The sequence below is a fragment of the Qipengyuania benthica genome (assembly GCF_030717865.1).
Lineage (GTDB): Bacteria > Pseudomonadota > Alphaproteobacteria > Sphingomonadales > Sphingomonadaceae > Qipengyuania > Qipengyuania benthica.
The window spans coordinates 147,713-169,720 of record NZ_JAVAIL010000003.1; the positions used below are offsets into that span (position 1 = coordinate 147,713).

The window sequence follows — 22,008 nt, forward strand, 5'->3', positions numbered from 1 at the left end:
GCTTCCTACCCGCAGTCGCCGACCCGCTCATGCGTGGCCTTCATCCGCAGCGTGGATTCGCCCATGCCGGTCATGTTGCCGGTCATGGTCATGTTCATCACCGAGGAAGTCGGTGTCGCGGTTCCGGTCATCGCCATCTCGATCGCGCCGGGCCCCTGCCCCGTGCACACCATCCGGGCATCGATGTCCCCGCCATCCACCTCGAAGCGCTCGAAGCTGCAGTCGCCATCCTGCGACTGGCGGGCCATTTCCTCGTAGCCCTTGTCGACGTCTGCTTGGGTCAGGCAGTATTCGCGCGCTTGGCCATCCATCATCTGGCGCATCATGTCGCCCGCGCCGTCGGGTGCGCCGGGGATGTCGATCTCGATGACCTCCATCACCGCGCGGTAGCGCCCCGGTTGCGGTTGGACGGCGTCGCGCGCAAGCGCGGCCACATCGGACGTGCTCAATTCGCCGTTCAGTCCCTCGGCGGGCGCATCGGGTTCGGCCTCGCCGCAGCCGATCAGTGCGACAATGGCAAGCGGGGCCGCGAGGACAGACGTTCGCATCATTAAACTCTCCCTGAATTCCGATTGGCTGGGCCTGCAACCTGCACCCCCACGCCGCGCTTGCCAAGCTTCCCTTGTTCCACGGCACGCCGCCCTCGGTTTCAGCGCCCGTTGATCGGCGACCTGCCTTCCCCCATATCGGCGCGCATGGCCGAACTCGTAATCCGCCGGGGACTCGACGAACCCGATACCACCGGGGACTTCGTACCCCACAAACCAGCGCGGCCCGAGAAATCGATGCCCGGCCGCAAGTTCGAGCTGGTCTCGCAATACCAGCCCGCGGGCGACCAGCCGACGGCGATCGAGGAACTCGTCGCCTCGGTTCAGGATGGCGAGCAGACGCAGGTGCTGCTGGGGGTGACCGGCAGCGGCAAGACCTACACCATGGCGCAGGTCATCGAACGCGTACAGCGTCCGGCGCTGATCCTGGCGCCCAACAAGATCCTCGCGGCGCAGCTCTATGGCGAGTTCAAGAGCTTCTTTCCCAACAATGCGGTCGAGTATTTCGTCAGCTATTACGACTATTACCAGCCCGAAGCCTACGTTCCGCGCTCGGACACCTACATCGAGAAGGAAAGCTCGGTGAACGAGGCGATCGACCGGATGCGCCACTCGGCCACCCGCGCGCTGCTCGAACGCGACGACGTGATCATCGTCGCATCGGTCTCCTGCCTCTACGGCATCGGCTCGGTCGAGACCTATTCGGCGATGATCTTCGATCTCAAGAAAGGCGAAAGCGTCGACCAGCGCGAGCTGATCCGCAAGCTGGTCGCGTTGCAGTACAAGCGCAACGACGTCGCCTTCGCGCGCGGCAATTTCCGGGTGCGCGGCGACAGTCTGGAAATCTACCCCTCGCATTACGAGGACATGGCCTGGCGGATCGGTTTCTTCGGCGACGAGATCGAGGAAATCAGCGAATTCGACCCGCTCACCGGCAAGAAGGGGGCGAGCCTCGAAAAGGTGCGCGTCTATGCCAATTCGCACTATGTCACCCCGGGCCCGACGATGAAGCAGGCCGCCGAGGCGATCCGTTTCGAGCTGACCGAGCGATTGAAGGAACTGCACGCCGAAGGCCAGTTGCTCGAAGCGCAGCGGCTCGAGCAGCGGACCAATTTCGATCTCGAGATGATCGCCGCGACCGGCAGCTGCAACGGGATCGAAAACTACAGCCGCTTTCTCACCGGTCGCCTGCCCGGCGAACCGCCGCCCACGCTGTTCGAATATCTCCCCGAAAACGCACTGCTGTTCGTCGATGAAAGCCACCAGACGGTGCCGCAGGTCGGCGCCATGGCCAAGGGCGATCACCGCCGCAAGATCACACTGGCGGAATACGGTTTCCGCCTGCCGAGCTGCATCGACAACCGCCCCCTGCGGTTCAATGAATGGGACGCGATGCGCCCGCAGACCGTTGCCGTCTCGGCGACGCCCGGGACCTGGGAAATGGAGCAGACCGGTGGCGTCTTCGCCGAGCAGGTCATCCGCCCCACCGGCTTGATCGATCCCCCGGTCGAGATCCGGCCGGTCGAGGACCAGGTGCAGGATTGCATCGATCAGTGCCTCAAGACCGCCAAACAGGGCTATCGCACGCTGGTCACCACGCTGACCAAGCGGATGGCCGAGGACCTGACCGAGTTCATGCACGAACAGGGCGTGCGGGTCCGCTACATGCATTCCGACGTCGAGACGCTGGAGCGGATCGAACTGATCCGCGACCTGCGGCTGGGCGTTTATGATGTGCTGATCGGGATCAACCTGCTGCGCGAGGGGCTGGACATCCCCGAATGCGGATTGGTGTGCATCCTGGATGCCGACAAGGAGGGTTTTCTGCGATCGGAAACCTCGCTGATCCAGACCATCGGTCGCGCCGCGCGCAATGTCGACGGTCGGGTGATCCTCTATGCCGATCGCATTACCGGATCGATGGAGCGCGCCATGGCGGAGACCGACCGCCGCCGCGAGAAGCAGCGCGCCTACAACGACGAACACGGGATCACCCCGACCACGATCAAGCGCGACATCGCCGATATCGTCGCGCACAGCGCGGCGCAGGACGGGGTGACGGTCGACACCGGCGATCCCGCGGTCAACAATCTGGTGGGCCACAATCTGCGCGGCTATATCGAGGACCTCGAGAAGCGCATGCGCAACGCCGCCGCCAATCTGGAGTTCGAAGAGGCCGGGCGACTGCGCGACGAGATCCGCCGACTCGAGAACGACGAGCTTGGTCTCCCAGATGGCGAGAAGAAGGCGCCGCAGGTCGGCCGTTCGAACGAAGGCAAGCCGGGTACCCGCAAGATGCGCTACGGCAAGACCACCTACAAGAAGATGGGTGGAAAGCCCTAGCATTTACAGTTGGTTAACCATCAACGGGGGAACCCGCCGCGCGAGACACCGTTTCGAGCGCAGCCTCTTTGAAAGGAACTGCGCCTTGCGAAATTCTCTGGTCTTTCTCGCGCCCCTCGCGCTGGCCGCCTGCGCCGACGATCCGGGCGAGAGCGGCGACGCGGCAGCGTCCGTGGCGCAGAGCAGCCCCGCTTCCCAAGTCTCCGACCTGCAGGGCAATCGCTGGTTCTACAAGCCCGCGCCGCAGACCGCGCTGTTCGGCCCCGCGAATTCGGAAGGCATCGTGTCGCTCAGCTGCAATTTGTCGCTCGACGAAGACGATGCGACGGTCGCTTTCCAATGGCTTTCGGCGGCGCAGGAGGGCGCCGAGGAAACCGTCACGGTCGCCTCGGGCGACCGATCGGTCGAATTTGCGGTGACCGGCACCGCTAGTGCGCTCGGGCCCGACGCGATCTGGAACGGCGAGATTGCCGCCGACGACCCCGCAATCGCCTTCCTCGCAGCGGCCTCCGAACCGCTGACTTTCACGCTCGGAAACGAAAGCCTCACCACGCCTGCAGACGAGGCAATCGACCGGGTGGTGACCGCCTGCAACTGACGGGACTTGCTCATGGGCAGGGTGATCGCATACCTGCGCCGATGCGCTCCATCCTCGTCCTGTATGTCGCCGCCTTTCCGCTGCTCGCGCTCTTGTCGTGCAAGCCGCCCGCCGCCGACGACTATGTCGCGCGGATCGGTCTGGAGCAGCGATCAGGCCCGTCTGCCCCGCTGCAGTCGCCCGACACCGAGGAGGCCGGATGGGTCGCCAGCCGCGAGCCCGGACGGATCATCTACGGCAATCCGGGCGAACCGCCGCTTCTGGCTCTGGCCTGCGTCGAAAGCGGAGATACCGCGCAGATCGCCTATGAACGGATCGTCGCCGCCGATCCCGACTCCAAGGCGATCCTCGCGCTGATCGGCAATTCGCACGTCACGCGGCTGTTCGTCGATGCCGAGAAGACCGCCGAAGGCTGGCGCTGGCGCGGCGCCACGCCCGCCGAGGATCCCGCGCTGGAAGTGCTCACCGGTCCGCGGCAGGTCGAAGCCACGGTCCCTGGTGCGGGCAGCGTGATCCTGAACCCCAGCAGCCTGCCGCGCGAGCTGATCAACCAGTGCCGGGCGCTGGTTCGGGAGCAGGACTCGGATCAGATTCCGCAACAGGGGCAGGAGCAGTCGGGGGCGACGAGCCCCGAGCCTGCGCCAGATCGACCAGCAAATCCGGTGTGAGCACCTGCGGCAGGGTTCGTGCCTCTCCCTCGGGCGGGTACCACAGGTAGAGCGGCACCCCCGCCGCGCCCTGTGCCGTTAGGAAGCGCGCGATTTCCTCGTCCCGCCGCGTCCAGTCGCCGCGCATGGCGATCACCCCTGCCGCTTCGAACGCCTCTTGGGTCGCATCGCGCTCGATCGCGACACTCTCGTTCACCTTGCAGGTCAGGCACCAGTCGGCGGTAAACCAGAGGAAGATCGGCTGACCCGAGGCGCGAGCCTCCGCGAGAGCAGCGTCGCTGTATTCCACAGGATCAAGCAGTGATTCGACGTCATTACGCTGCTGCGAGACACTTTCCGGCAACACGAAGAAGGCGAAGACCACGAGCAGCGGAGCGAGCGCGGGCCATATGTAACCGCTAGTTTTTCCGCGCGCCCGCCGCCGACTCGTATAGACGAGCGCGGCGAGCGTCAGGCCGCACAGGAGCAGCGCTCCTATGCCGAACAGAGCGCCGCCGAGCCGCCAGGCAAGCCACAACAGCGCCAGGGCGGTGAGGCCCATCGGAATGGCCATTGCCTTGCGGAACGTGTCCATCCACGGCCCGGGCTTGGGCAATCGGCTTCTGAGCGCCGGGACGAAGCCAAGCAGCAGGAAGGGAAACGCCAGCCCCAGCCCCAGCGCGGCGAACAGCAGCAGCGCCTGCTCCCATGGCAGCAGCAACGCCGCTCCAAGCGCCGCGGCCATGAAGGGTCCGGTGCACGGGGTGGCGACGAAGGCGGCGAGCAGGCCCGTAGCAAAGCTGCTCGCCCCGCCCGTCCCGCCGCGCATGATCAGCCCGGGCAGTTCGTACGCGCCCGCGAAGTTGGCCGTGATCGCCACTGCCAGCACCAGGAGCCCGACCAGCACCGCAGGTTCCTGCAGCTGGAACGCCCAGCCGATCTGCTCGCCGGCGGCGCGCAAGGCCAGCAGCGCCGCCCCCAGAGCGAGACAGGCGAGCACCACTCCGGCGGTATAGGCCAGCGCATCGCGCCGCGCCGCGCCCTCCGCCCTCCCTGCCTTCGCCAGCGACAGCGCCTTGAGGCTCAGGATCGGAAAGACGCAGGGCATGATGTTGAGCAGCAGACCGCCGATCAGCGCCCCGAGCAGTGCAAGCCAGACCGAAGGCAGCTCGTCTGCGCCGGGCGCGAGCGCGGTTCCCGATGCGGGGACCGCCCCCGGCTGCGCCGTGAAGCGCACGCCCTCGCCGTCTCCGAAGGCCAGGATGCCAGACAGCGTCGCCGGGACCTCGCCTCGCCCCAGCGGGACCTCGGCGATCAGAGTGTCGCCGTCGCGAAAGAAGGCCTGAGTGGCGGTGTAGTCGACCAGATCGGGCTCGCCGACGAAGACATGCGGCGCGGCCAGTTCGAGCGCCGCAGGCACCGGGATGGCGATCCGCAGGCGGTCGTTCTCGATTGCAAAGCTGCCCTCGCGGTCGAGCAGCGGGGCAATCTCCGCCCGCCAGCGATCGAAGCGCGGATCGCGGGCAGCATCCGACGGATCGAGCGTCAGCCGCGCCTGCTGCGGGACGCAGATCGTATCGGTGCAGGCGAGATAGTCCGCCTCGACCGAGATCGCGGGCGGATCATCGATATCCGCTCCCGCGGGCACCCGGATCGGGACCAGAACGGTGTAGGGCCCTTCGTAGATGTGGTTCATCAGCCCGGAGATCACCAGCTGTTCGGGCACCGGATAAAGCGGCTCGCCCGCTTCCCAGCCCGGGGGAAGCTGCCAGTCCAGTTCCATCCCGTAGCCCGCATCGCCGGGATTGCGCCAATAGCCGTGCCATTCCTCAGCGACGGGGGTGAAGTGCAGAGCGAGCGTCCATTCCTCGCCCGCCTGAGCGGGCCCGTCGGCGAACAATTCGGCGCGGATCGTGTTCTCGCGCGGCGCCTGCGCATCGAGGGCGGTCGCGAACAACAGCGCGCAGGCGAATAGCGCCAGCAGGCTTCGCAACCCGTTCAACATCCTTGCCTCGCTCACGCGACAGCCTCTAGGGCGAGGGACTGCTCCGCGCAACGAGGGGACGACGAACGCCATGACCGATACGCCCGGCACCGCACTGCAAGACACCAAGCGCGACCTGCTCATCCTGGGCGGCGGGCTCGTGGGCATGACGCTCGCGCTGGCTGCCGCGCGCAAGGGGCTCTCGAGCCATGTCGTCGACCGCGCCGATCCGGCGGAACTGACCGCCGAAGGCTTCGACGGCCGCGCCTCGGCGATCAGCACCGCGAGCTGGCGGCTGTTCCGCCACATCGGACTGGAAGACCGGCTCGAACCCTTCGGCTGCGCGATCGCCTCGATCGCGGTGACCGACCAGATGAAGCCGGGGCGGATCGATTTCGCGCCCGAGCCGCACGAAGGCACGCTGGGGCGGATGTTCGCCAACCGCGAATTGCGGCTCGCGCTGTTCGAGGCGGCGCGCGACGAGCCGCTGATCTCCTGGCATTCGCGCGCCGAAGTCGTCGCCCGCACCCGCGGCGAGCATGGCGTCAGCGCGACGCTGGCCGATGGAACCCGGCTCGAGGCCAGCCTGATGGTCGCCGCCGAAGGCCGCACATCGCCCACGCGCGAGGATGCGGGGATCCCGATTGCGCAATGGCAATACGACCACCGCGCGGTGATCGCCGGACTGACTCACGAAAAGCCGCATGGCAATGTGGCCTGGGAGATCTTCTATTCCGCCGGCCCCTTCGCGCTGCTGCCCATGCTCGACGGGTCCGATGGCGCGCATCGCAGCGCGCTGGTCTGGACCGTGGACGAGAAAGACGCCGCCGGCACGCTCAAGCTGGGCGATCGCGCCTTCCTCGCCGAGGTCGAGAAACGCATGGGCGGCATCTTCGGCGCGATCACTGCCGTCGGTCCGCGCGCGTCCTGGCCGCTCGGCTTCCATCACACCGCGACTATCACCGATACGAGGCTCGCGCTGATCGGCGATGCCGCGCATGGCATCCATCCGATCGCGGGACAGGGGCTGAACCTGGGCCTGCGCGATGTCGGCGCGCTGGTCGAAGTGCTCGACGGGGGCCTGCGGCTGGGGCTTGAGCCTGGCGATGCGCAGGGGCTGGCGCGCTACGAGCGCTGGCGCGGGCTCGACAGCTTCACCGTGGCGTTGGCTACCGATGGCCTCACCCGCCTGTTCGGCGTGCCGGGCACGCCGGCGAGCGCGCTGCGGCGGCTGGGAATGGCCGGGGTGCAGCGGATGCCGGTGCTCAAGCGCTGGTTCATGGACGAGGCGCGCGGGATCAGCGGCGATCTTCCGGAATTGCTGCGCGCCTGACGCGAAGCATCACGCCTCGGGCGCGACCGCCGGGCTGACCTGTTCGATGCGGTTGCCGACCCCGTCGCGCAGCATCCGCGGCTCGAGCACCGCCGAGGTTTCGATCAGATCGAGCGCCTGCTGGGTCGCGGCGAAGCGCTGCGCATCGGCGATCCAGTCGGCGGCATTGTCCGCACCCGGGAGTTTGCTGACTTCCTCGATCGCCGCTTCGACGCGGCCGCTCTCGATGAACAGCCGCGCGCGGTCGAGCCTTCTTTCGGGCTGCGGCGAAGGCGTCGTCTCGCGGCGCACCACGAACAGCTGCGACAATTCGTTGCGGATGAGATCCCACGAGAACTGGCGATTGCCCTCCGACAGGCGCGGCGCGATGCCCTCGAGCCGCGCGATCAGCTGGTCGAGCGTCACCGGGTCGCGCGAATTGGCGATGATGGTGCGGACTGCATTGGGCAGCGCATCGCCGAACCGCAACCGCAGCTGATCGGCGAGGAAGCCCAGCTCGGCCCCCTTCTCGATCGCGCGGCGCGCGGCGAAGGCGATCAGCAGGCCCTCGGCGCGCGCGGCATTGCCCGCCGCCGCCTGCGCCTGGATATCGAGCCGCGCCAGCCGCTGTTCCGCCGCCGCGAGCCGCTGGTCGATTCCGCCCTGCTGCTCGGCCACGCGCTCGACCGCCTCGTTGGTCTGGCCGATGGCAGCGGTGGTCGTGGGCGAAGGCACGGGTTCGGAGGGCACGCCGGTCGCCGCCGTCTCGACCTGCGGATCCGCAACCACCGCTTCGACCGGCTCTTCCTGCGAGCGGGTCCAGCGATAGACGCCGTAACCCACGATCGATCCGCCCAGGATGAAAGAGATGAGCACCGCGATAAGCACCGGCCGCATCGAAGGCCGCTTGCTGCGCTGTGAGGTGAATTCGTTCATAATTGCCTTTGTTGCGATCCCGTCAGTCGGCCTGGTCGGCGCTGTGCGCCTCACCATCCGCCCCGTTCGGTTCCTTGCACAGAATTTCTGCCGATGCCAGCAAGGCGCTTTCGTCGGCGCTGGGAGCGATGTGAACCGCGCGCCATCCCTCGCCCACCCGTTCGAGCAGCCGCGGGCCGATCAGCACCAGGGTCAGCTTGGCGCGATCGATCGCCAGTCGGGTGCTTTCGGCGACGAAATGCCGTGCAGTTTCGCCCGAATGCAGCACCACCACCCCGCCCTTCGCGAGCTGATCGCGCGTTTCCCGTTCCACCGGCAGATCGACCGCGCGATAGACCACTCGTTCGACGATCGCGGTTCCGGACGGAGCGGCCAGCGGAACGCGCCGTTCGCCGCAAAGGCGCAAGAATCTACTCCTGGCCGGCTGCATTCCGTCGAGCAACGTCTGGAGCCCGCCTGATCCAACGCGCTCCACGGCGAACCCCGCCGCGCGTGCCGTCGCCGCAGTGGTCTCGCCGACTGCGAAGACCGGAAGCCGGGTCAGTTGCGCCAGCCCCTCGCCCCCGTGGCGGAAGACATTGGCGCTGCCGACCAGTATCGCGTCGAAGCTGGAGGGATCGGGAGCGGCCCACCCGACAGTCTCGATCCGGCTGAGCGGTTGCCCCGCCACGTGCAAGCCAAGCTCGCGGGCCGCATCGGCGGTCGCGCTCCATCCCGGCGGGGGCCGGAAGACGAACAGGGTCGCGCTCATGCCGGTCCGCTGAAGGATCCTGCGACCAGCGCCGGCGCCCGCTCCAGCAGCTCGCGCGCCAAGGCGCGCGGAGGCTCGTCGTGGCCGGGGGTCAGGCGAGTCTCGCCCGCGATCCGCACTTCGCCGTCGGAACTGTAGATCGCGGCGCGCAAAACAAGCGCCTCGCCATCCCAATCGGTCAGCGCCGCGATCGGACTGTGGCACGAGCCGCCCAGCCCCGCGAGCAGCGCCCGCTCGGCGCACACCTCGGCATGGCTCGGCGCATGGTCGATTGCCGCGAGCAAGGCGCGCATCGCCGCGTCGTCGGTCCTGCATTCGATCCCGATCGCCGCCTGTGCGGGCGCGGGGAACCAGTCTTCAGGGTCGAGCCGCACTCCGACGGCATCCTCGCCCAGCCGGATCAGGCCCGCCGCGGCCAAGAAGGTCGCGTCGACATCGCCCGCCGCCAGCTTGGCCATCCGGGTCGCGACATTGCCGCGAAAGTTCACCACATTGCAATCGGGGCGGGCGTTGAGCAGTTGCGCGGCACGGCGCGGGGCGCTGGTCCCCACCACCGCCCCCGGCGGAAGTGCGGCGAGCGAACGCGCTCCGAGCAGCCGGTCGGCGCGATCCTCGCGCGCGAGCACGGCGGTGATGGTCAGTTCGGGCGGGCGGATCGTCTCGACGTCCTTCAGCGAGTGGACTGCGGCGTCGATCGTGCCGTCGCCCAGCATCTGATCGAGCTCGCGCGTCCACAACGCCTTGCCGCCGATATCGGCCAGCGGTCGGTCGCGGATCTTGTCGCCGCTCGCCTGCACCGGCACCAGTTCGATCGCCGCCTCGTCCCAGCCATGCGCCGCGCACAGCCGCGCACGCGTCTCATGCGCCTGCGCCATGGCCAGCGGCGAGCGGCGGGTGCCAAAGCGGATCGGACGGTCGGAAAACGGAGGCGGTGTGGAAGGTTCTGGCATTGCGTCGCCTTGCCCTAGCGCGCCGGGGCGCTAAGGGAAAGCGGGATGGGATTGGTACTCGGCATCGAATCGAGCTGCGACGAAACCGCGGCAGCGTTGGTGACCACCGACCGCTGCATCCTCGCCCAGCGGATCGCCTCGCAGGATGCCGAGCACGCGCCCTATGGCGGCGTGGTCCCCGAAATCGCGGCGCGCGCGCATGCCGAGCGGCTCGCTCCGATCATCGAGGGCGTGCTGGCCGATGCCGGCAAGACGCTGGCCGATTGCGACGCGATCGCCGCCACCGCCGGACCCGGGCTGATCGGCGGGGTGATGGTGGGTCTGGTCAGCGCCAAGGCGCTGGCCATGGCCAGCGACACGCCGCTGATCGCGATCAACCACCTGGAAGGCCATGCGCTCAGCCCGCGGCTGGTCGATCCCGAGCTCGGTTTTCCCTATCTGCTGCTGCTGGTTTCGGGCGGGCATTGCCAGATCCTGCGCGTCGAGGGTGTCGGTCGCTATCGCCGGCTCGCGACCACGATCGACGATGCGCTGGGCGAAGCCTTCGACAAGACCGCCAAGATTCTCGGCCTCGGCTTTCCCGGTGGCCCTGCGGTCGAGCGGCTGGCGCTGCAGGGCGACCCGCAGGCGGTGCCGCTGCCGCGCCCGCTGGTCGGCAGCGGCGAGCCGCATTTCTCCTTCGCGGGGCTGAAGAGCGCGGTGTTGCGCGCGCAGCAAAGCGGCGAACACCAGCCGGCGGATATCGCCGCGAGCTTCCAGCAGGCGGCGCTCGATTGCGTGCTCGACCGCTTGCGGATCGCCTGCGCCGCCGGCGAAGCCCTGCCCGCGCTGGTGGTGGCGGGCGGCGTCGCGGCCAACCGGTCGATCCGCACCGCACTGGAGCGTTTTGCAGACGCCCGCGCCATGCGCTTCGTCGCCCCGCCACCCGCGCTGTGCACCGACAATGCCGCGATGATCGCGTGGGCGGGCTGCGAACGCCTGGGGCAGTCGGACCCGCTCGATATCGCCGCGCGGCCGCGCTGGCCTCTCGATCCCACAGCCGAGCCGGCGCGCGGCGCGGGGGTCAAGGCATGAGACCGGTCGGCGTCGTGGGCGCAGGCGCATGGGGCACCGCGCTGGCGCAGATGCTGGCGAGCGACGGGCGCGAAGTGCTGCTGTGGGCGCGCGAGAGCGAGCTGGTCGAGGAAATCAATGCCAGCCGCAGCAACACCCTCTACCTTCCGGACGCCGCGCTCGCGCCGACGATCCGCGCGACCGGCGATCTGGCGGACATCGCCGCGCTCGATATCGCGCTGGTGGTGACCCCGGCGCAGCATACCGCCGCAGTGCTTGATGCCATGCCCGCGCATCCCGCCGATCTGGTGCTGTGTTCAAAGGGGATCGAGGCGGGCAGCGGGCGGCTGATGAACGATGTCGCGCGCGACGCCGCGCCGCGCTCGCACATCGCGGTGCTGTCGGGCCCGACCTTCGCGCACGAGGTCGCCGCCGGGCTGCCGACTGCGGTCACGCTGGCCTGCGGCGGCGGCGAGGCGCAGTGGGAGCGGATCGCGCCGGTGATCGCGCGCCCGGCGTTCCGCCCCTATTACTCCGCGGATGTGACAGGCGCGGAGATCGGCGGCGCAGTGAAGAACGTACTCGCGATCGCCTGCGGAGTGGTCGACGGGCTGGCGCTGGGCCAGAACGCCCGCGCCGCGCTGATCGCGCGCGGCTATGCCGAGATGCTGCGCTTCGGCGAGGCGCGCGGGGCGCAGACGGAGACGCTCGCAGGGCTGTGCGGGCTGGGCGATCTGGTGCTCACCTGTTCCTCCACCTCGAGCCGCAATTTCTCGCTCGGCAAGGCGCTGGGCGAAGGCCGCAGCGCCGCCGAACTGATGAGCGATCGCCGGACCGTGGCCGAGGGTGCGCACACCGCGCCGGTGCTCGAACAGCTGGCGCGCGACATGGCAATCGCCATGCCGATCGTCGCTGCCGTCACTCGGCTGCTCGCGGGCGCCGAGGCGCGCGGAGTGGTCTCGGACCTGCTGGCGCGGCCCCTGCGCGCGGAGCGCTCGGACTAGGCATGGCCTATACCCCACCCGCCGCACCGCCGAGCGACGGCAGCGGCGATATCGCTGCGCTCGCCAAGGGCGGCCAGACCAATTTCATCGGCTTCCTGCTGCGGCTCGCGGCCCGGCTGCCTTTCCTGTTCATCGCCGGGCGGCTCTACGGCGCCGAGGCGCTGGGCCGCTTCGCCTCGGCGCTGGTGGTGGTCGAACTGGTCGCGCTGCTGTGCTCGATGGGCGAGAAGCGTGGCCTCGCCCAGCGGCTGACCGAGGGCGAGACCAGCGAGGTCAATCTGGTGTTCGACGGCATCCTCCTGGCGGTGTTGTTTTCGACCATCGCCGCGCTGTTCTTCTGGTTCGTACCGGCGCCGCTGTTCCCCAGCGGGCAATTCACGCAGCTCGACCGGCTGATCGTGCTCGCCATTCCCGCCTATGCGCTCACCGAGATCGTGCTGGCGGCGCAGGCCTATCGCTACGATATCGCCACCACGGTCCGCGCTCGCGCGATCGTCGAACCATGGACCATCTCGATCATGGCGGGCACGCTCTATTTCATTCCCCAAACCAGCGAGTCCGGTCTGTCGCTGGCCTATCTGATCTCGGTCTACGCCGGGCTGGCGACGGGATTGTGGACCTTCCTGCGCTGCTATGGTCTGCCGCGCGCCTGGCGCCCGCACCCGGTGGCGATGACCCGGCTGACCGTGCGCGCCTTCCCGCTGGCCACCGCCGATGCGATCGAATGGGGCACGCGCCGGATCGACATCTTCATCCTCGGACTGTTCGCCGCCCCCGCCGCGGTGGGCGTCTATTACGTCGCGCAGCAGGTCGCCAGCCTGCCGCAGAAGCTCAAGACCAGCTTCGAGCCGATCCTGGGGCCGGTCATCACCAAGAACCTCAAGGCGAAGAACTACGCCGCCATCGCGCAGCAGGTGTGCCAGGTAGGGTTCTGGATCGTCGCCGCGCAGGCGGGGATCGCGCTGGCGCTGGGGATGCCCGGCGAAGCGGTGATGGGGCTGGTCGGGCCCAATTTCGTCGGCGGGACCGGCGCGCTCGCCTTCCTGCTCGCGGCCGAGGTCGTCGCGGCGACCGCGGTCGTCTCCGAGGCGGCGCTGATCTACGTCGCCCGGGTCCGCAATCTGTGGATCTCGATCGCCACGATCGGCTTCCAGGCCGCGCTCACCGTCGCGCTGATCATGCTGGTCGAGCGGCTCGGCTATGGCGAGCCCTACAAGGCGGCGGCGGCGGCGCTGGCGCTGATGCTGGCGCTGGCTCTGGCGAGCCTCGTCAAGGCGCTGCTGCTGGGGCGCATTCTCGGCCATCGGGTGAACAATTGGCGCTGGGCGCTGGTCTGGGCCACCGCGCCGGCAGTGGCTGTGGGATACCTGGCGACCCTGCTGCCCGAATGGGCGGAACTCGCGTTCGGCATCCCGGCGATCCTCGCGACCTATGGCTGGGTCATCTGGCACCGCGGCTTCGGCCCCGAGGACCGCGTGCTGTTCCGCCGCAACATGGGCGGCGAAACCGAGGTGAAGCCGGCTTCCGTGCCCGACTAGATCGGGTTCACCGCCCATTCACGACGCGCTGCAAGGATGGCTTCCACCTTTGGGGGAGGACCACATGACGAAGCCGCTGCACCTCTTCACCGCCTGCGCCGCGGCAGCCCTGTTGGCGGGCTGCGCCACATCGGCATCGCAGGAGCGGACCGATCCCGCCGGTCCTGCGCCAGGCGCAGAAGCGGCTACGCCGACATCTCCACCGCCACCGCCACCGCCGCCGCCGCCGCCGCCGAGCCCGAGCGCCATGGTAATGGTCACCGGCTCGCGGGTCGCGCAGGCCGCCGGACCCGAAGCGGGCGCTGCACCGATCGATTCCAGCTATCGCTATGTCCCGCCCGGCGTCGTGCCCACCGAACCCGATCGCGAGCGCTACGAGGGCGAGGCGGTTTCGCCGGTCAAGCTGGTTGCGGCCGAACCGGTCTCGACCTTCTCGGTCGATGTCGACACCGCCGCCTATGCCAACGCCCGCCGCTTCATCAAGGACGGGCAGATGCCCCCGGCAGACGCGGTGCGGACAGAGGAATTCATCAACTACTTCCGCTATGATTACGACACGCCGCGCGCGCCGTCCCAGCCCTTCACGGTCGCTCTCGACGTCGCCGCGAGCCCGTGGAACGCCACCAGCCGCCTCGTCAGGATCGGACTGTCGGGCTACGAGATGCCGCCGCAGGACCGCCCGCCCGCCAATCTGGTGTTCCTGCTCGACGTTTCGGGTTCGATGAACAGCCGCGACAAGCTGCCGCTGGTGAAGACCGCGCTGCGCAGCCTGGTCAACCAGCTGACCGCGCAGGATCGCGTCTCCATCGTGGTCTATGCCGGTGCCGCGGGGCTGGTGCTCGAACCCACCAGCGATGCCACCGCGATCCGCAATGCGCTCGACCAGCTCGCAGCGGGCGGATCGACCGCGGGCGGCGCTGGGCTGGAACTGGCCTATCGCATCGCCGAGGGCACCCGCATCGAGGGCGGCGTCAACCGCGTCGTCCTCGCTACCGATGGCGATTTCAACGTCGGGGTGTCGGATCGGGACGCGCTTGTCGATCTGATCGAGCGCAAGCGCGAGTCGGGCATCACGCTGACCGTGCTGGGCTTCGGTCGCGGCAATGTGAACGATGCGATGATGGAGCAGATCGCCGATCACGGAAACGGCAATTACGCCTATATCGACAGCGCGCTGGAAGCCCGCAAGGTGCTCGGCGAGCAGATGGGCGCGACGATCTTCACCATCGCCAAGGATGTGAAGATCCAGGTCGAGTTCAATCCGGCGGTGGTCGGCCAGTATCGCCTGATCGGCTATGAGAACCGCGCGCTGCGCGAGCAGGATTTCGACGACGACGCGGTGGATGCGGGCGATATCGGCGCGGGCCATCAGGTCACCGCACTCTACGAGGTCGTTCCGGCCGGGGTCGAGGGCTGGATCGCTTCGCGCCGCTACGAAACCCCCACCGACAGCCGCGCGCGCGAACTGGCGGCCGAAGCGGCGCATGTGAAGCTGCGCTACAAGCTGCCCGATGGCGACAGCTCCACGCTGATCGAATATGTTCTGCCCGCCAGTGCGCTCGCCCGGCCTCCCGCTCCCCAAGGCGATTTCGCCTTCGCCGCCGCGGTGGCGGGCTTCGGCCAGAAGCTGCGCGGCGATACGCTGCTGGGCGATTTCTCCTATCGCGACATCGTCGGTCTCGCCGGACGGCAAGAGGATTTCTGGCGGCAGGAGTTCATCCGACTGGTCGAAGCCGCGCAGGAGCAATCAGCGGGCGGATAGAAAAACCCGCGCTTGGGGCCTTCCGCTCGGGCGTGGCGGTCTTTAGGACGGCGCCATGATCAGCCGTACCCCCATCGTCCTGCTTTCAGGTGCCGCGCTTGTCGCAGCGATCGGTTACTGGGGCGGTGCGCGCTACGGCGAAGCGTTTCTCGCTGCCAAGCAGCCGGCCGTGGAACGGGCGATCGCCGGCGTCGGGGGCGACCCGGCGCGGGCGCGGATGACCAATGGGGCGGGATCGCCCACCCGCCATCTGGTCCTGGAGAACGCCGAGACGCTGAACGAGGCCACCCGGGCGCGCGTGGCGCGAGCGGTGGCGCGAGTCCCCGGGGTGGGCGGAGTGTTCTGGGCCGACGGCAGCGCCGCCGCGCAGGCCGAAGCGCCGCAATACACCCCGCTCCACTGCCAGGAAGACGTCGAAGGCCTGCTGCGCTCGCGCACCATCCGCTTCGAGGGCGGTTCCTCCGAACTGGTTCCCGCCAGCCAGGTGTTGCTCGACGAAGTCGCGCAGGCGCTGCAGCCGTGTCTGGGATCGATCATCGCGGTCACCGGCCATACCGACAATTCGGGGCCCGAGCCCGGCAATCTGGAACTCAGCCGCGAGCGCGCGGTGGCGGTGCGCGAGGCGCTGATCCGCCGCGGCATCCCTCGCGACGGGCTGCGCGCGCGCGGCTACGGCTCGCGCGAACCGGTCGCAGGGTTCGCCCCCAGCGACCCCGCCAATCGCCGGATCGAATTCTCGGTCATCGCCACCGAACCGCTGCTACCCACTCCCGTCGATACGCCGGGAGCGCGCTGACATGCCGATCTGGTTCGAAACGATCGTGTTGATGCTGGTCGCCTATGGCGCCGGCGTGCTGCTGGGCTGGATGATCTGGAACAGCGCCGCTGAGCCGAGCGTGGACGCACAAGAAGGAGACGATTTGTGATTGAATTGATCGAGGCCAATTGGCCGCTGCTGCTGGTGGCCTTCCTGATCGGGCTGGCGCTCGCCTTCCTGGTGTTCAAGGCGAACCGCCGCACGCGGGTGACGGGCGAGACCGGCGATGTGCTCGACGAGGGCGCTTCGCCGGCCGCGCGCAATCAGGCGCTGATCGATTCCGGCACCCCCGCCGCAGTCGCCCCGGCCCGCTCCGAAGTCCCCACCCAGCCGGAACCGCCGGTCGCCCAGCCGGCGGAGCGTGTCCAGGCCCCCCAGCCGGTCGTACCGCCCACCCCAGCCGGTCTGGCGGGAACCGGAGCGGCGGTCGCCTCCGCCACCACGACGGTGGAACCCGCCGGCGACGATTTGACCCGGATCAAGGGCGTCGGGCCAAAGCTGGCGGCGCGTCTCGACGAATTGGGAGTGGCCGGATTCGCGCAGATCGCCGCTTGGGACGAGGCCGAAATCGACCGCGTCGATGCCGAGCTGGGCCGCTTCCAGGGCCGCATCCGTCGCGACAATTGGGTCGAGCAGGCGCGGTTTCTCGCCCAGGGCGACACCGAGGGATACGAAGGTCGCTTCGGTCGGCTCGACTGACCCGTCTTCGGCACCGCTTCTAGGTCAAGGAACCCGATCCGGGTGTCGCGCATTCGTAATGAAAGGGTCAGCGCGAGATTACGGAAAGGATGTCCATGCGGCAGCCGACGATACTTGTCGCCGAAGACGAATCCATGATCGGATGGGATCTTCGCAATACGGTGGAAGAAGCCGGCTATGCTGTCGAAGGTCCCTTCGTCGACATCTCCTCGGCCATGCTGTCTTACCAGAAACACAAGCCGGATCTGGCCATCCTCGATGTCCAGCTGAGCGATGGCAATGTCTTTCCGCTGGCCGAGAAACTGATGGCGGAGAACATTCCGGTGATCTTCCATTCGGGAAATTACCAGCCCGACGAGGTGCACAAGCGCTTCCCCGGATCGACCTCGTTGGCCAAGCCCTGCCCTCCCGCCGCGATCATCGATTCGGTCCATCAGGCGCTGGGCGACTGAAAGAGTTTGCTGAGCCAGCGCGGCGCAAGCCGGCCGCCGGCTCCCAGGCGCGCGCGGGCCTTGAAGCGCTGCGCCAAGCCTGCCATCGCTCCTGAGGCAATCTGAGGAGACTATATGGCCGGCATGGTGCCCTTCGCCTGGGACGATCCCTTCGGGATCGACGACCAGCTCACCGATGAAGAGCGGATGATCCGCGATTCCGCGCGCGGCTTCGCCCAGTCCGAACTCCAGCCCAGGGTGATCGAAGCCTTCTCCAAAGAGATCGATGCGCCCGAACTGTTCCCGCTGATGGGCCGGGCCGGGCTGCTGGGCGCGACCATCCCCGAGGAATATGGCGGCGCGGGCGCGGGCTATGTCGCCTATGGCCTTATCGCGCGCGAGATCGAGCGCGTCGACAGCGGCTACCGCTCGATGGCGAGCGTCCAGTCGAGCCTCGTGATGTATCCGATCCACGCCTATGGTTCGGAAGAACAAAGGCGCAAATACCTCCCCGGCCTCGCCAGCGGCGAATTGATCGGCTGTTTCGGGCTCACCGAACCCGATGCGGGTTCGGACCCTTCCGGGATGAAGACCGTCGCAAAAAAGGATGGCGACGGTTACGTCCTCAACGGCTCCAAGACCTGGATTTCCAACTCGCCCTTCGCCGATGTCTTCGTGGTCTGGGCCAAGAGCGAGGCGCATGGCGGCGGCATCCGGGGCTTCGTGCTCGACAAGGGTACCAAGGGTCTTTCCGCGCCCAAGATCGAGGGCAAGATCAGCTTGCGCGCCAGCACGACGGGCATGATCGTGATGGACGACGTCCATGTCGGTGCCGACGCGCTGCTGCCCGATGTCCAGGGGCTCAAGGGGCCGTTCGGCTGTCTCAACCGCGCGCGCTACGGTATCAGCTGGGGCGCGATGGGCGCGGCGGAATTCTGTTTCCACGCCGCGCGGCAATACGGGCTCGACCGCCACCAGTTCGACCGCCCGCTTGCCGCGACGCAATTGTTCCAGAAGAAATACGCCGACATGATGACCGATATCGCGCTCGGCCTGCAAGCCAGTCTGCGCGTCGGGCGGCTGATGGACGAGGGCAGGTTCGCGCCCGAGATGATTTCGATCGTCAAGCGCAACAATGTCGGCAAGGCGCTCGATATCGCGCGGGTCGCGCGCGACATGCACGGCGGCAACGGCATTTCCGAGGAATATCAGGTCATCCGCCACATGGTGAATCTCGAGACGGTCAACACCTACGAAGGTACCGCCGATGTCCACGCGCTGATCCTGGGCCGCGCGGTCACGGGGATCGCGGCGTTCTGATGTCTCCGGAATTCGTCATTGCGAGGAGCGACAGCGACGAAGCAATCCATGGACGGCGCGTGCGGAGCCGGGTGGGCCATGGATTGCCACGCGACCTGCGGCCGCTCGCGATGACGAGGAAATCAAGATGATGCGACTGCACGGTTATTACCGCAGCTCGACCAGCTACCGCCTGCGGATCGCGCTCGAGCTCAAGGGGCTCGCCTATGAGAACGTGCCCGTCAACCTGCTCCAGTCGGAGCAGAAAGGCGAGGCCTTCACCAGCCGCAATCCCTTCGGCTCGGTACCCTTGCTCGAGGCCGATGGCCGCGATCGGGTGCAGTCGATGGCGCTGATCGAATGGCTCGACGAGGCCTATCCCGAGCACCCCCTGCTCCCCGCCGATCTGGAGCAACGCTACACCGCGCGCGAGCTGGGTTATGCGATCGCCACCGAATTGCACGCCCCGCTCAACCTGCCGGTCCTGAAATACCTCAAGGACCCGCTCGGCCACGATCAGGAGACGGTCGAGAGCTGGTACCGCCACTGGCTGGCGCGCACGCTCGATCCGGTCGAGGCGCGGCTGGCGCAGCTCGGCACCGGCGACTTCCTGTTCGACGCGCCCGGCTTCTTCGAGGCGATCCTGCTGCCGCAGGTCTACAATGCTCAGCGCTTCGGCTTCGATTTCGGCGACAAGCCGCACATCGTGCGGATCGAACGCGCCTGTCTCGCATTGCCACCATTCCAGCGGGCGCATCCCGATGCCCAGCCCGACAGCCCGGAAAACCAATGAACCCCGAGAGGAATTGAGATGAAACTCGCCACGCTGAACGATGGAACCCGCGACGGGAAACTGGTCGTCGTCTCGAAAGACCTCACCCGCTTTTGCCCGGCGGACAACATCGCCCCCACGCTGCAGGCCGCACTCGACAATTGGGCCGAGTGCGAGCCCAAATTGCGCAACCTCTATACCGATGTCGAACACCAGTCGGTGCCCTGCGAGCGGTTCCACGAGCGCGAGGCGCATTCGCCGTTGCCGCGCGCCTATCAATGGGCCGACGGTTCCGCCTACATCAACCATGTCGAGCTGGTCCGCAAGGCGCGCAATGCCGAGGTGCCCGAGAGCTTCTACCACGACCCGCTGATGTATCAGGGCGGCAGCGACAAATTCCTCCCCCCGCGCGCGGACATCCCGCTGGGCGATCCCGCCTGGGGCTGCGACATGGAAGGCGAGATCGCGGTCGTCACCGACGATGTGCCGATGGGCGTCACCAGCGAACAGGCGGCCGATCACATCAAGCTGGTGATGCTGGTCAACGATGTGAGCCTGCGCGGCCTCATCCCCGGCGAACTCGCCAAGGGCTTCGGCTTCTTCCAGTCCAAACCGTCGTCCGCCTTCTCGCCCGTGGCGGTGACCCCCGACGAACTCGGAGACGCCTGGAAGGACAGCGTCGTCCACCTGCCGCTGATGGTCGATTACAATGGCGAACCCTTCGGTCGCGCCGAAGCCGGCGAGGATGCCACTTTCAGCCTCGCCGAGCTGGTCGCGCATGCCGCGAAGACCCGCGATCTCGGCGCGGGCACGATCATCGGTTCGGGCACCGTCTCCAATCAGGGTCCCGAGGGCGATCCGGGCAAGCCCGTCGCCGATGGCGGGCGCGGCTACAGCTGCATCGCCGAAATCCGCATGATCGAGACGATCCGTAGCGGCGAGGCCAGCACCCGCTTCATGCGGGCAGGCGACACCGTGCGCGTGGAAATGAAGGACAGAGACGGCCATTCGATCTTCGGCGCGATCGAGCAGACGGTAGTCGATATCTGAACCCGAAGCGTCGCGCCTGGCGGGCGACCAGTCGGACCGACGTGAAAAACCCCCGCGCCGTTGCCGGCGCGGGGGTTTTGCGTTCACCCAACTGGCGAGGGTTACGTCTTGGTCACAGTCTTGCGGCCGGTGGTCGGCCGGTTGGTGGCATCGGGATCGCGGGCCACGGCGGAACTCTCGTCGTCGCGGTGTTCGACGCGGATGTTGTTCTGCACATGGCGGACATTGCGCACCCTGTAGGCGCAGTTTTCGGCCCGCCGCTTGCTCCAGCGCGAGTCGGTCGTGCCCTCGAGCGTCACTTCGCCATTGTCGCTGGTTTTGACCTCGATATCGCTGGCGTCGAGATCGTGGTCGTCGTGCAATTCGTCGCTGACACGCTCTTGCACGCGCTCCTTGGACCTCGTATCGTTCCTGGGCCCCTTGCCGTAGTGGCTGCGGCGCGATTCATGCTCGTGGAGATCGTCGTCGCTCAGATCGCGGCGATAGGAAGAGCCGTAGCCGCGCTCGCCGCCATACCTGTCCGAGCGGTCGCTATAGCCCCAGCCGCGATCTTCGCGATCGCTGCCGCCGCCATATCCGCCCCTATCGTATCCGCCGCGATATCCGCTGTCGCGGTAGTCGTCGTCGGAATAGCCGCGACTGCGGTAGCGGCCGTAATCGTCACGGTCGCGCCCACCGAAGTGGTTGGTGTCGGGATCGCGGCGTTCGTCCATGCGGCGCCGCCGCTCGGCATCGTCGTCGCCGAACCACGACTGGATTTCGTCCCCGGCGCGATCCATCGCGCCGCGGTCGTCGCGATAGCCCCTGTCGCCGCGATAGCTGCGACCGTAGTCGTCCCGGTCGTTACCATAACTCCCGCTGTACCGGTTCTGTTGACCGTAGTCGTCGCGATAGCCTCTGCGATAGTCTGCCATAATGTCTCTCCTGCTGTATCATTGGCTCCCGTATATCCAAACAATGGAGGCGCTTGCGGCAGGTTCCGCTGTTTCGGCAATCGTCGCCAGCCGGTGGTTCTGATGGGACGCAATGCCAAAGAGGGCTGCATCCAAGGCGCGGCCGCAGACGGTTCACAGGGTCTTGTTCTCAGGATTGCTTGGCCGCATGCTCGCCGCCAGCCTTCAATCGCCAGCCGTCAGCGCAACTGCTCTTCGATGCTGCGCGTGCGCGGGGTGATCTCCTCGCCGGTGTGCTTGGTCGAGGCGGGTTCGATAAGCAGCACCCAGCACTCCTGCGCCGCCACGGGATTGTGCCGGACCCCGCGCGGAACGGTGAGGAAGTCGCCTTGCGAAAGCGCCACGGGGCCATCCTCGAACTCGATGACGAGCGATCCCTTGACGACGTAGAACAGCTCGTCCTCGCCCTCGTGCGCATGCCAGACGAACTCGCCCTTGAGCTTGGCCACCTTGAGCAATTGATCGTTCACCCGGCCGATCACCTTGGGGGACCAATATTCGGTCACCTGCGCAAAAGCGTCTGCCAGTCTCGTCGCGTTCAACATGGCGCTCCCGTTAGAG

Annotated in this window: 21 protein-coding genes; 14 read left to right on the forward strand and 7 right to left on the reverse strand. The window is 67.5% G+C overall.

The features are described 5' to 3' along the window. Positions 1-5: 5 nt before the first annotated feature. On the reverse strand, positions 6-551 hold the full coding sequence (locus Q9K01_RS09745) for a DUF3617 domain-containing protein (protein WP_305930057.1): 546 nt from the start codon (positions 549-551) through the stop codon (positions 6-8). Positions 552-695: 144 nt separating this feature from the next. Between Q9K01_RS09745 and uvrB the strand changes: the two genes are divergently transcribed. Both uvrB and Q9K01_RS09755 read left to right on the forward strand, forming a co-directional pair. Beyond that, positions 696-2,891 (forward strand): excinuclease ABC subunit UvrB, encoded by a 2,196-nt coding sequence (gene uvrB / locus Q9K01_RS09750; RefSeq protein ID WP_305930058.1) that lies wholly within the window; start codon positions 696-698, stop codon positions 2,889-2,891. Between the two features lie 85 nt (positions 2,892-2,976). Next, positions 2,977-3,489 (forward strand): hypothetical protein, encoded by a 513-nt coding sequence (locus Q9K01_RS09755; RefSeq protein ID WP_305930059.1) that lies wholly within the window; start codon positions 2,977-2,979, stop codon positions 3,487-3,489. A gap of 546 nt (positions 3,490-4,035) precedes the next feature. Here the strand turns inward: Q9K01_RS09755 and Q9K01_RS09760 are convergent. Next, on the reverse strand, positions 4,036-6,093 hold the full coding sequence (locus tag Q9K01_RS09760; protein WP_305930060.1) for a protein-disulfide reductase DsbD family protein: 2,058 nt from the start codon (positions 6,091-6,093) through the stop codon (positions 4,036-4,038). Positions 6,094-6,211: 118 nt separating this feature from the next. On the opposite strand from Q9K01_RS09760, the gene Q9K01_RS09765 reads away from it, so the two are divergent. Then, entirely contained in the window at positions 6,212-7,453 is a 1,242-nt protein-coding gene (locus tag Q9K01_RS09765; protein ID WP_305930061.1) for an FAD-dependent monooxygenase, read from the forward strand. Between the two features lie 9 nt (positions 7,454-7,462). On the opposite strand, the gene Q9K01_RS09770 is transcribed toward Q9K01_RS09765, so the two are convergent. From Q9K01_RS09770 to hemC, 3 genes are read right to left on the reverse strand one after another with little or no spacing between them, the layout of a single operon-like run. Beyond that, the gene (locus Q9K01_RS09770; RefSeq protein WP_305930062.1) at positions 7,463-8,368 is read right to left on the reverse strand and encodes an MICOS complex subunit MIC60; all 906 of its coding nucleotides are present in this window, start codon (positions 8,366-8,368) and stop codon (positions 7,463-7,465) included. 22 nt (positions 8,369-8,390) lie between these two features. Continuing rightward, complete coding sequence (locus Q9K01_RS09775) at positions 8,391-9,119, reverse strand: uroporphyrinogen-III synthase (RefSeq protein ID WP_305930063.1); 729 nt, start codon at positions 9,117-9,119, stop codon at positions 8,391-8,393. Beyond that, on the reverse strand, positions 9,116-10,069 hold the full coding sequence (gene hemC / locus Q9K01_RS09780) for a hydroxymethylbilane synthase (protein ID WP_305930064.1): 954 nt from the start codon (positions 10,067-10,069) through the stop codon (positions 9,116-9,118). Before hemC ends, Q9K01_RS09775 begins: the two co-directional genes overlap by 4 nt. A gap of 45 nt (positions 10,070-10,114) precedes the next feature. Between hemC and tsaD the strand changes: the two genes are divergently transcribed. The 11 genes from tsaD (at position 10,115) to Q9K01_RS09835 (ending at position 20,494) form a co-directional block, all read left to right on the forward strand. Next, a complete protein-coding gene (gene tsaD, locus Q9K01_RS09785; protein WP_305930065.1) occupies positions 10,115-11,143 on the forward strand; it encodes a tRNA (adenosine(37)-N6)-threonylcarbamoyltransferase complex transferase subunit TsaD in 1,029 nt (342 codons plus the stop codon). Then, a complete protein-coding gene (locus Q9K01_RS09790; RefSeq protein ID WP_305930066.1) occupies positions 11,140-12,126 on the forward strand; it encodes an NAD(P)H-dependent glycerol-3-phosphate dehydrogenase in 987 nt (328 codons plus the stop codon). Before tsaD ends, Q9K01_RS09790 begins: the two co-directional genes overlap by 4 nt. Before the next feature lie 2 nt (positions 12,127-12,128). Further along, positions 12,129-13,664, forward strand: a complete 1,536-nt coding sequence (locus Q9K01_RS09795) for a lipopolysaccharide biosynthesis protein (RefSeq protein WP_305930067.1) — start codon at positions 12,129-12,131, stop codon at positions 13,662-13,664. A 64-nt stretch (positions 13,665-13,728) separates the two neighbouring features. Continuing rightward, on the forward strand, positions 13,729-15,426 hold the full coding sequence (locus Q9K01_RS09800) for a vWA domain-containing protein (protein WP_305930068.1): 1,698 nt from the start codon (positions 13,729-13,731) through the stop codon (positions 15,424-15,426). A 55-nt stretch (positions 15,427-15,481) separates the two neighbouring features. Beyond that, positions 15,482-16,222, forward strand: coding sequence for an OmpA family protein (locus Q9K01_RS09805; protein ID WP_305930069.1), 741 nt, complete (start codon positions 15,482-15,484; stop codon positions 16,220-16,222). Between the two features lies 1 nt (position 16,223). After that, positions 16,224-16,352 (forward strand): hypothetical protein, encoded by a 129-nt coding sequence (locus tag Q9K01_RS09810; RefSeq protein ID WP_305930070.1) that lies wholly within the window; start codon positions 16,224-16,226, stop codon positions 16,350-16,352. Further along, a complete protein-coding gene (locus Q9K01_RS09815; RefSeq protein ID WP_305930071.1) occupies positions 16,349-16,942 on the forward strand; it encodes a hypothetical protein in 594 nt (197 codons plus the stop codon). Before Q9K01_RS09810 ends, Q9K01_RS09815 begins: the two co-directional genes overlap by 4 nt. 95 nt (positions 16,943-17,037) lie before the next feature. Next, the gene (locus Q9K01_RS09820) at positions 17,038-17,394 is read left to right on the forward strand and encodes a response regulator (RefSeq protein WP_305930072.1); all 357 of its coding nucleotides are present in this window, start codon (positions 17,038-17,040) and stop codon (positions 17,392-17,394) included. Between the two features lie 123 nt (positions 17,395-17,517). Beyond that, on the forward strand, positions 17,518-18,693 hold the full coding sequence (locus Q9K01_RS09825) for an acyl-CoA dehydrogenase (RefSeq protein ID WP_305930478.1): 1,176 nt from the start codon (positions 17,518-17,520) through the stop codon (positions 18,691-18,693). A 130-nt stretch (positions 18,694-18,823) separates the two neighbouring features. Next, positions 18,824-19,465: a maleylacetoacetate isomerase gene (gene maiA / locus Q9K01_RS09830; RefSeq protein ID WP_305930479.1), complete on the forward strand. Its 642-nt coding sequence runs from the start codon at positions 18,824-18,826 to the stop codon at positions 19,463-19,465. 18 nt (positions 19,466-19,483) lie between these two features. Beyond that, complete coding sequence (locus Q9K01_RS09835) at positions 19,484-20,494, forward strand: fumarylacetoacetate hydrolase family protein (RefSeq protein WP_305930073.1); 1,011 nt, start codon at positions 19,484-19,486, stop codon at positions 20,492-20,494. Positions 20,495-20,595: 101 nt separating this feature from the next. On the opposite strand, the gene Q9K01_RS09840 is transcribed toward Q9K01_RS09835, so the two are convergent. Next, on the reverse strand, positions 20,596-21,408 hold the full coding sequence (locus Q9K01_RS09840) for a BON domain-containing protein (protein WP_305930074.1): 813 nt from the start codon (positions 21,406-21,408) through the stop codon (positions 20,596-20,598). Positions 21,409-21,626: 218 nt separating this feature from the next. Then, the gene (locus Q9K01_RS09845; RefSeq protein WP_305930075.1) at positions 21,627-21,992 is read right to left on the reverse strand and encodes a cupin domain-containing protein; all 366 of its coding nucleotides are present in this window, start codon (positions 21,990-21,992) and stop codon (positions 21,627-21,629) included. Positions 21,993-22,008 lie beyond the last annotated feature (16 nt).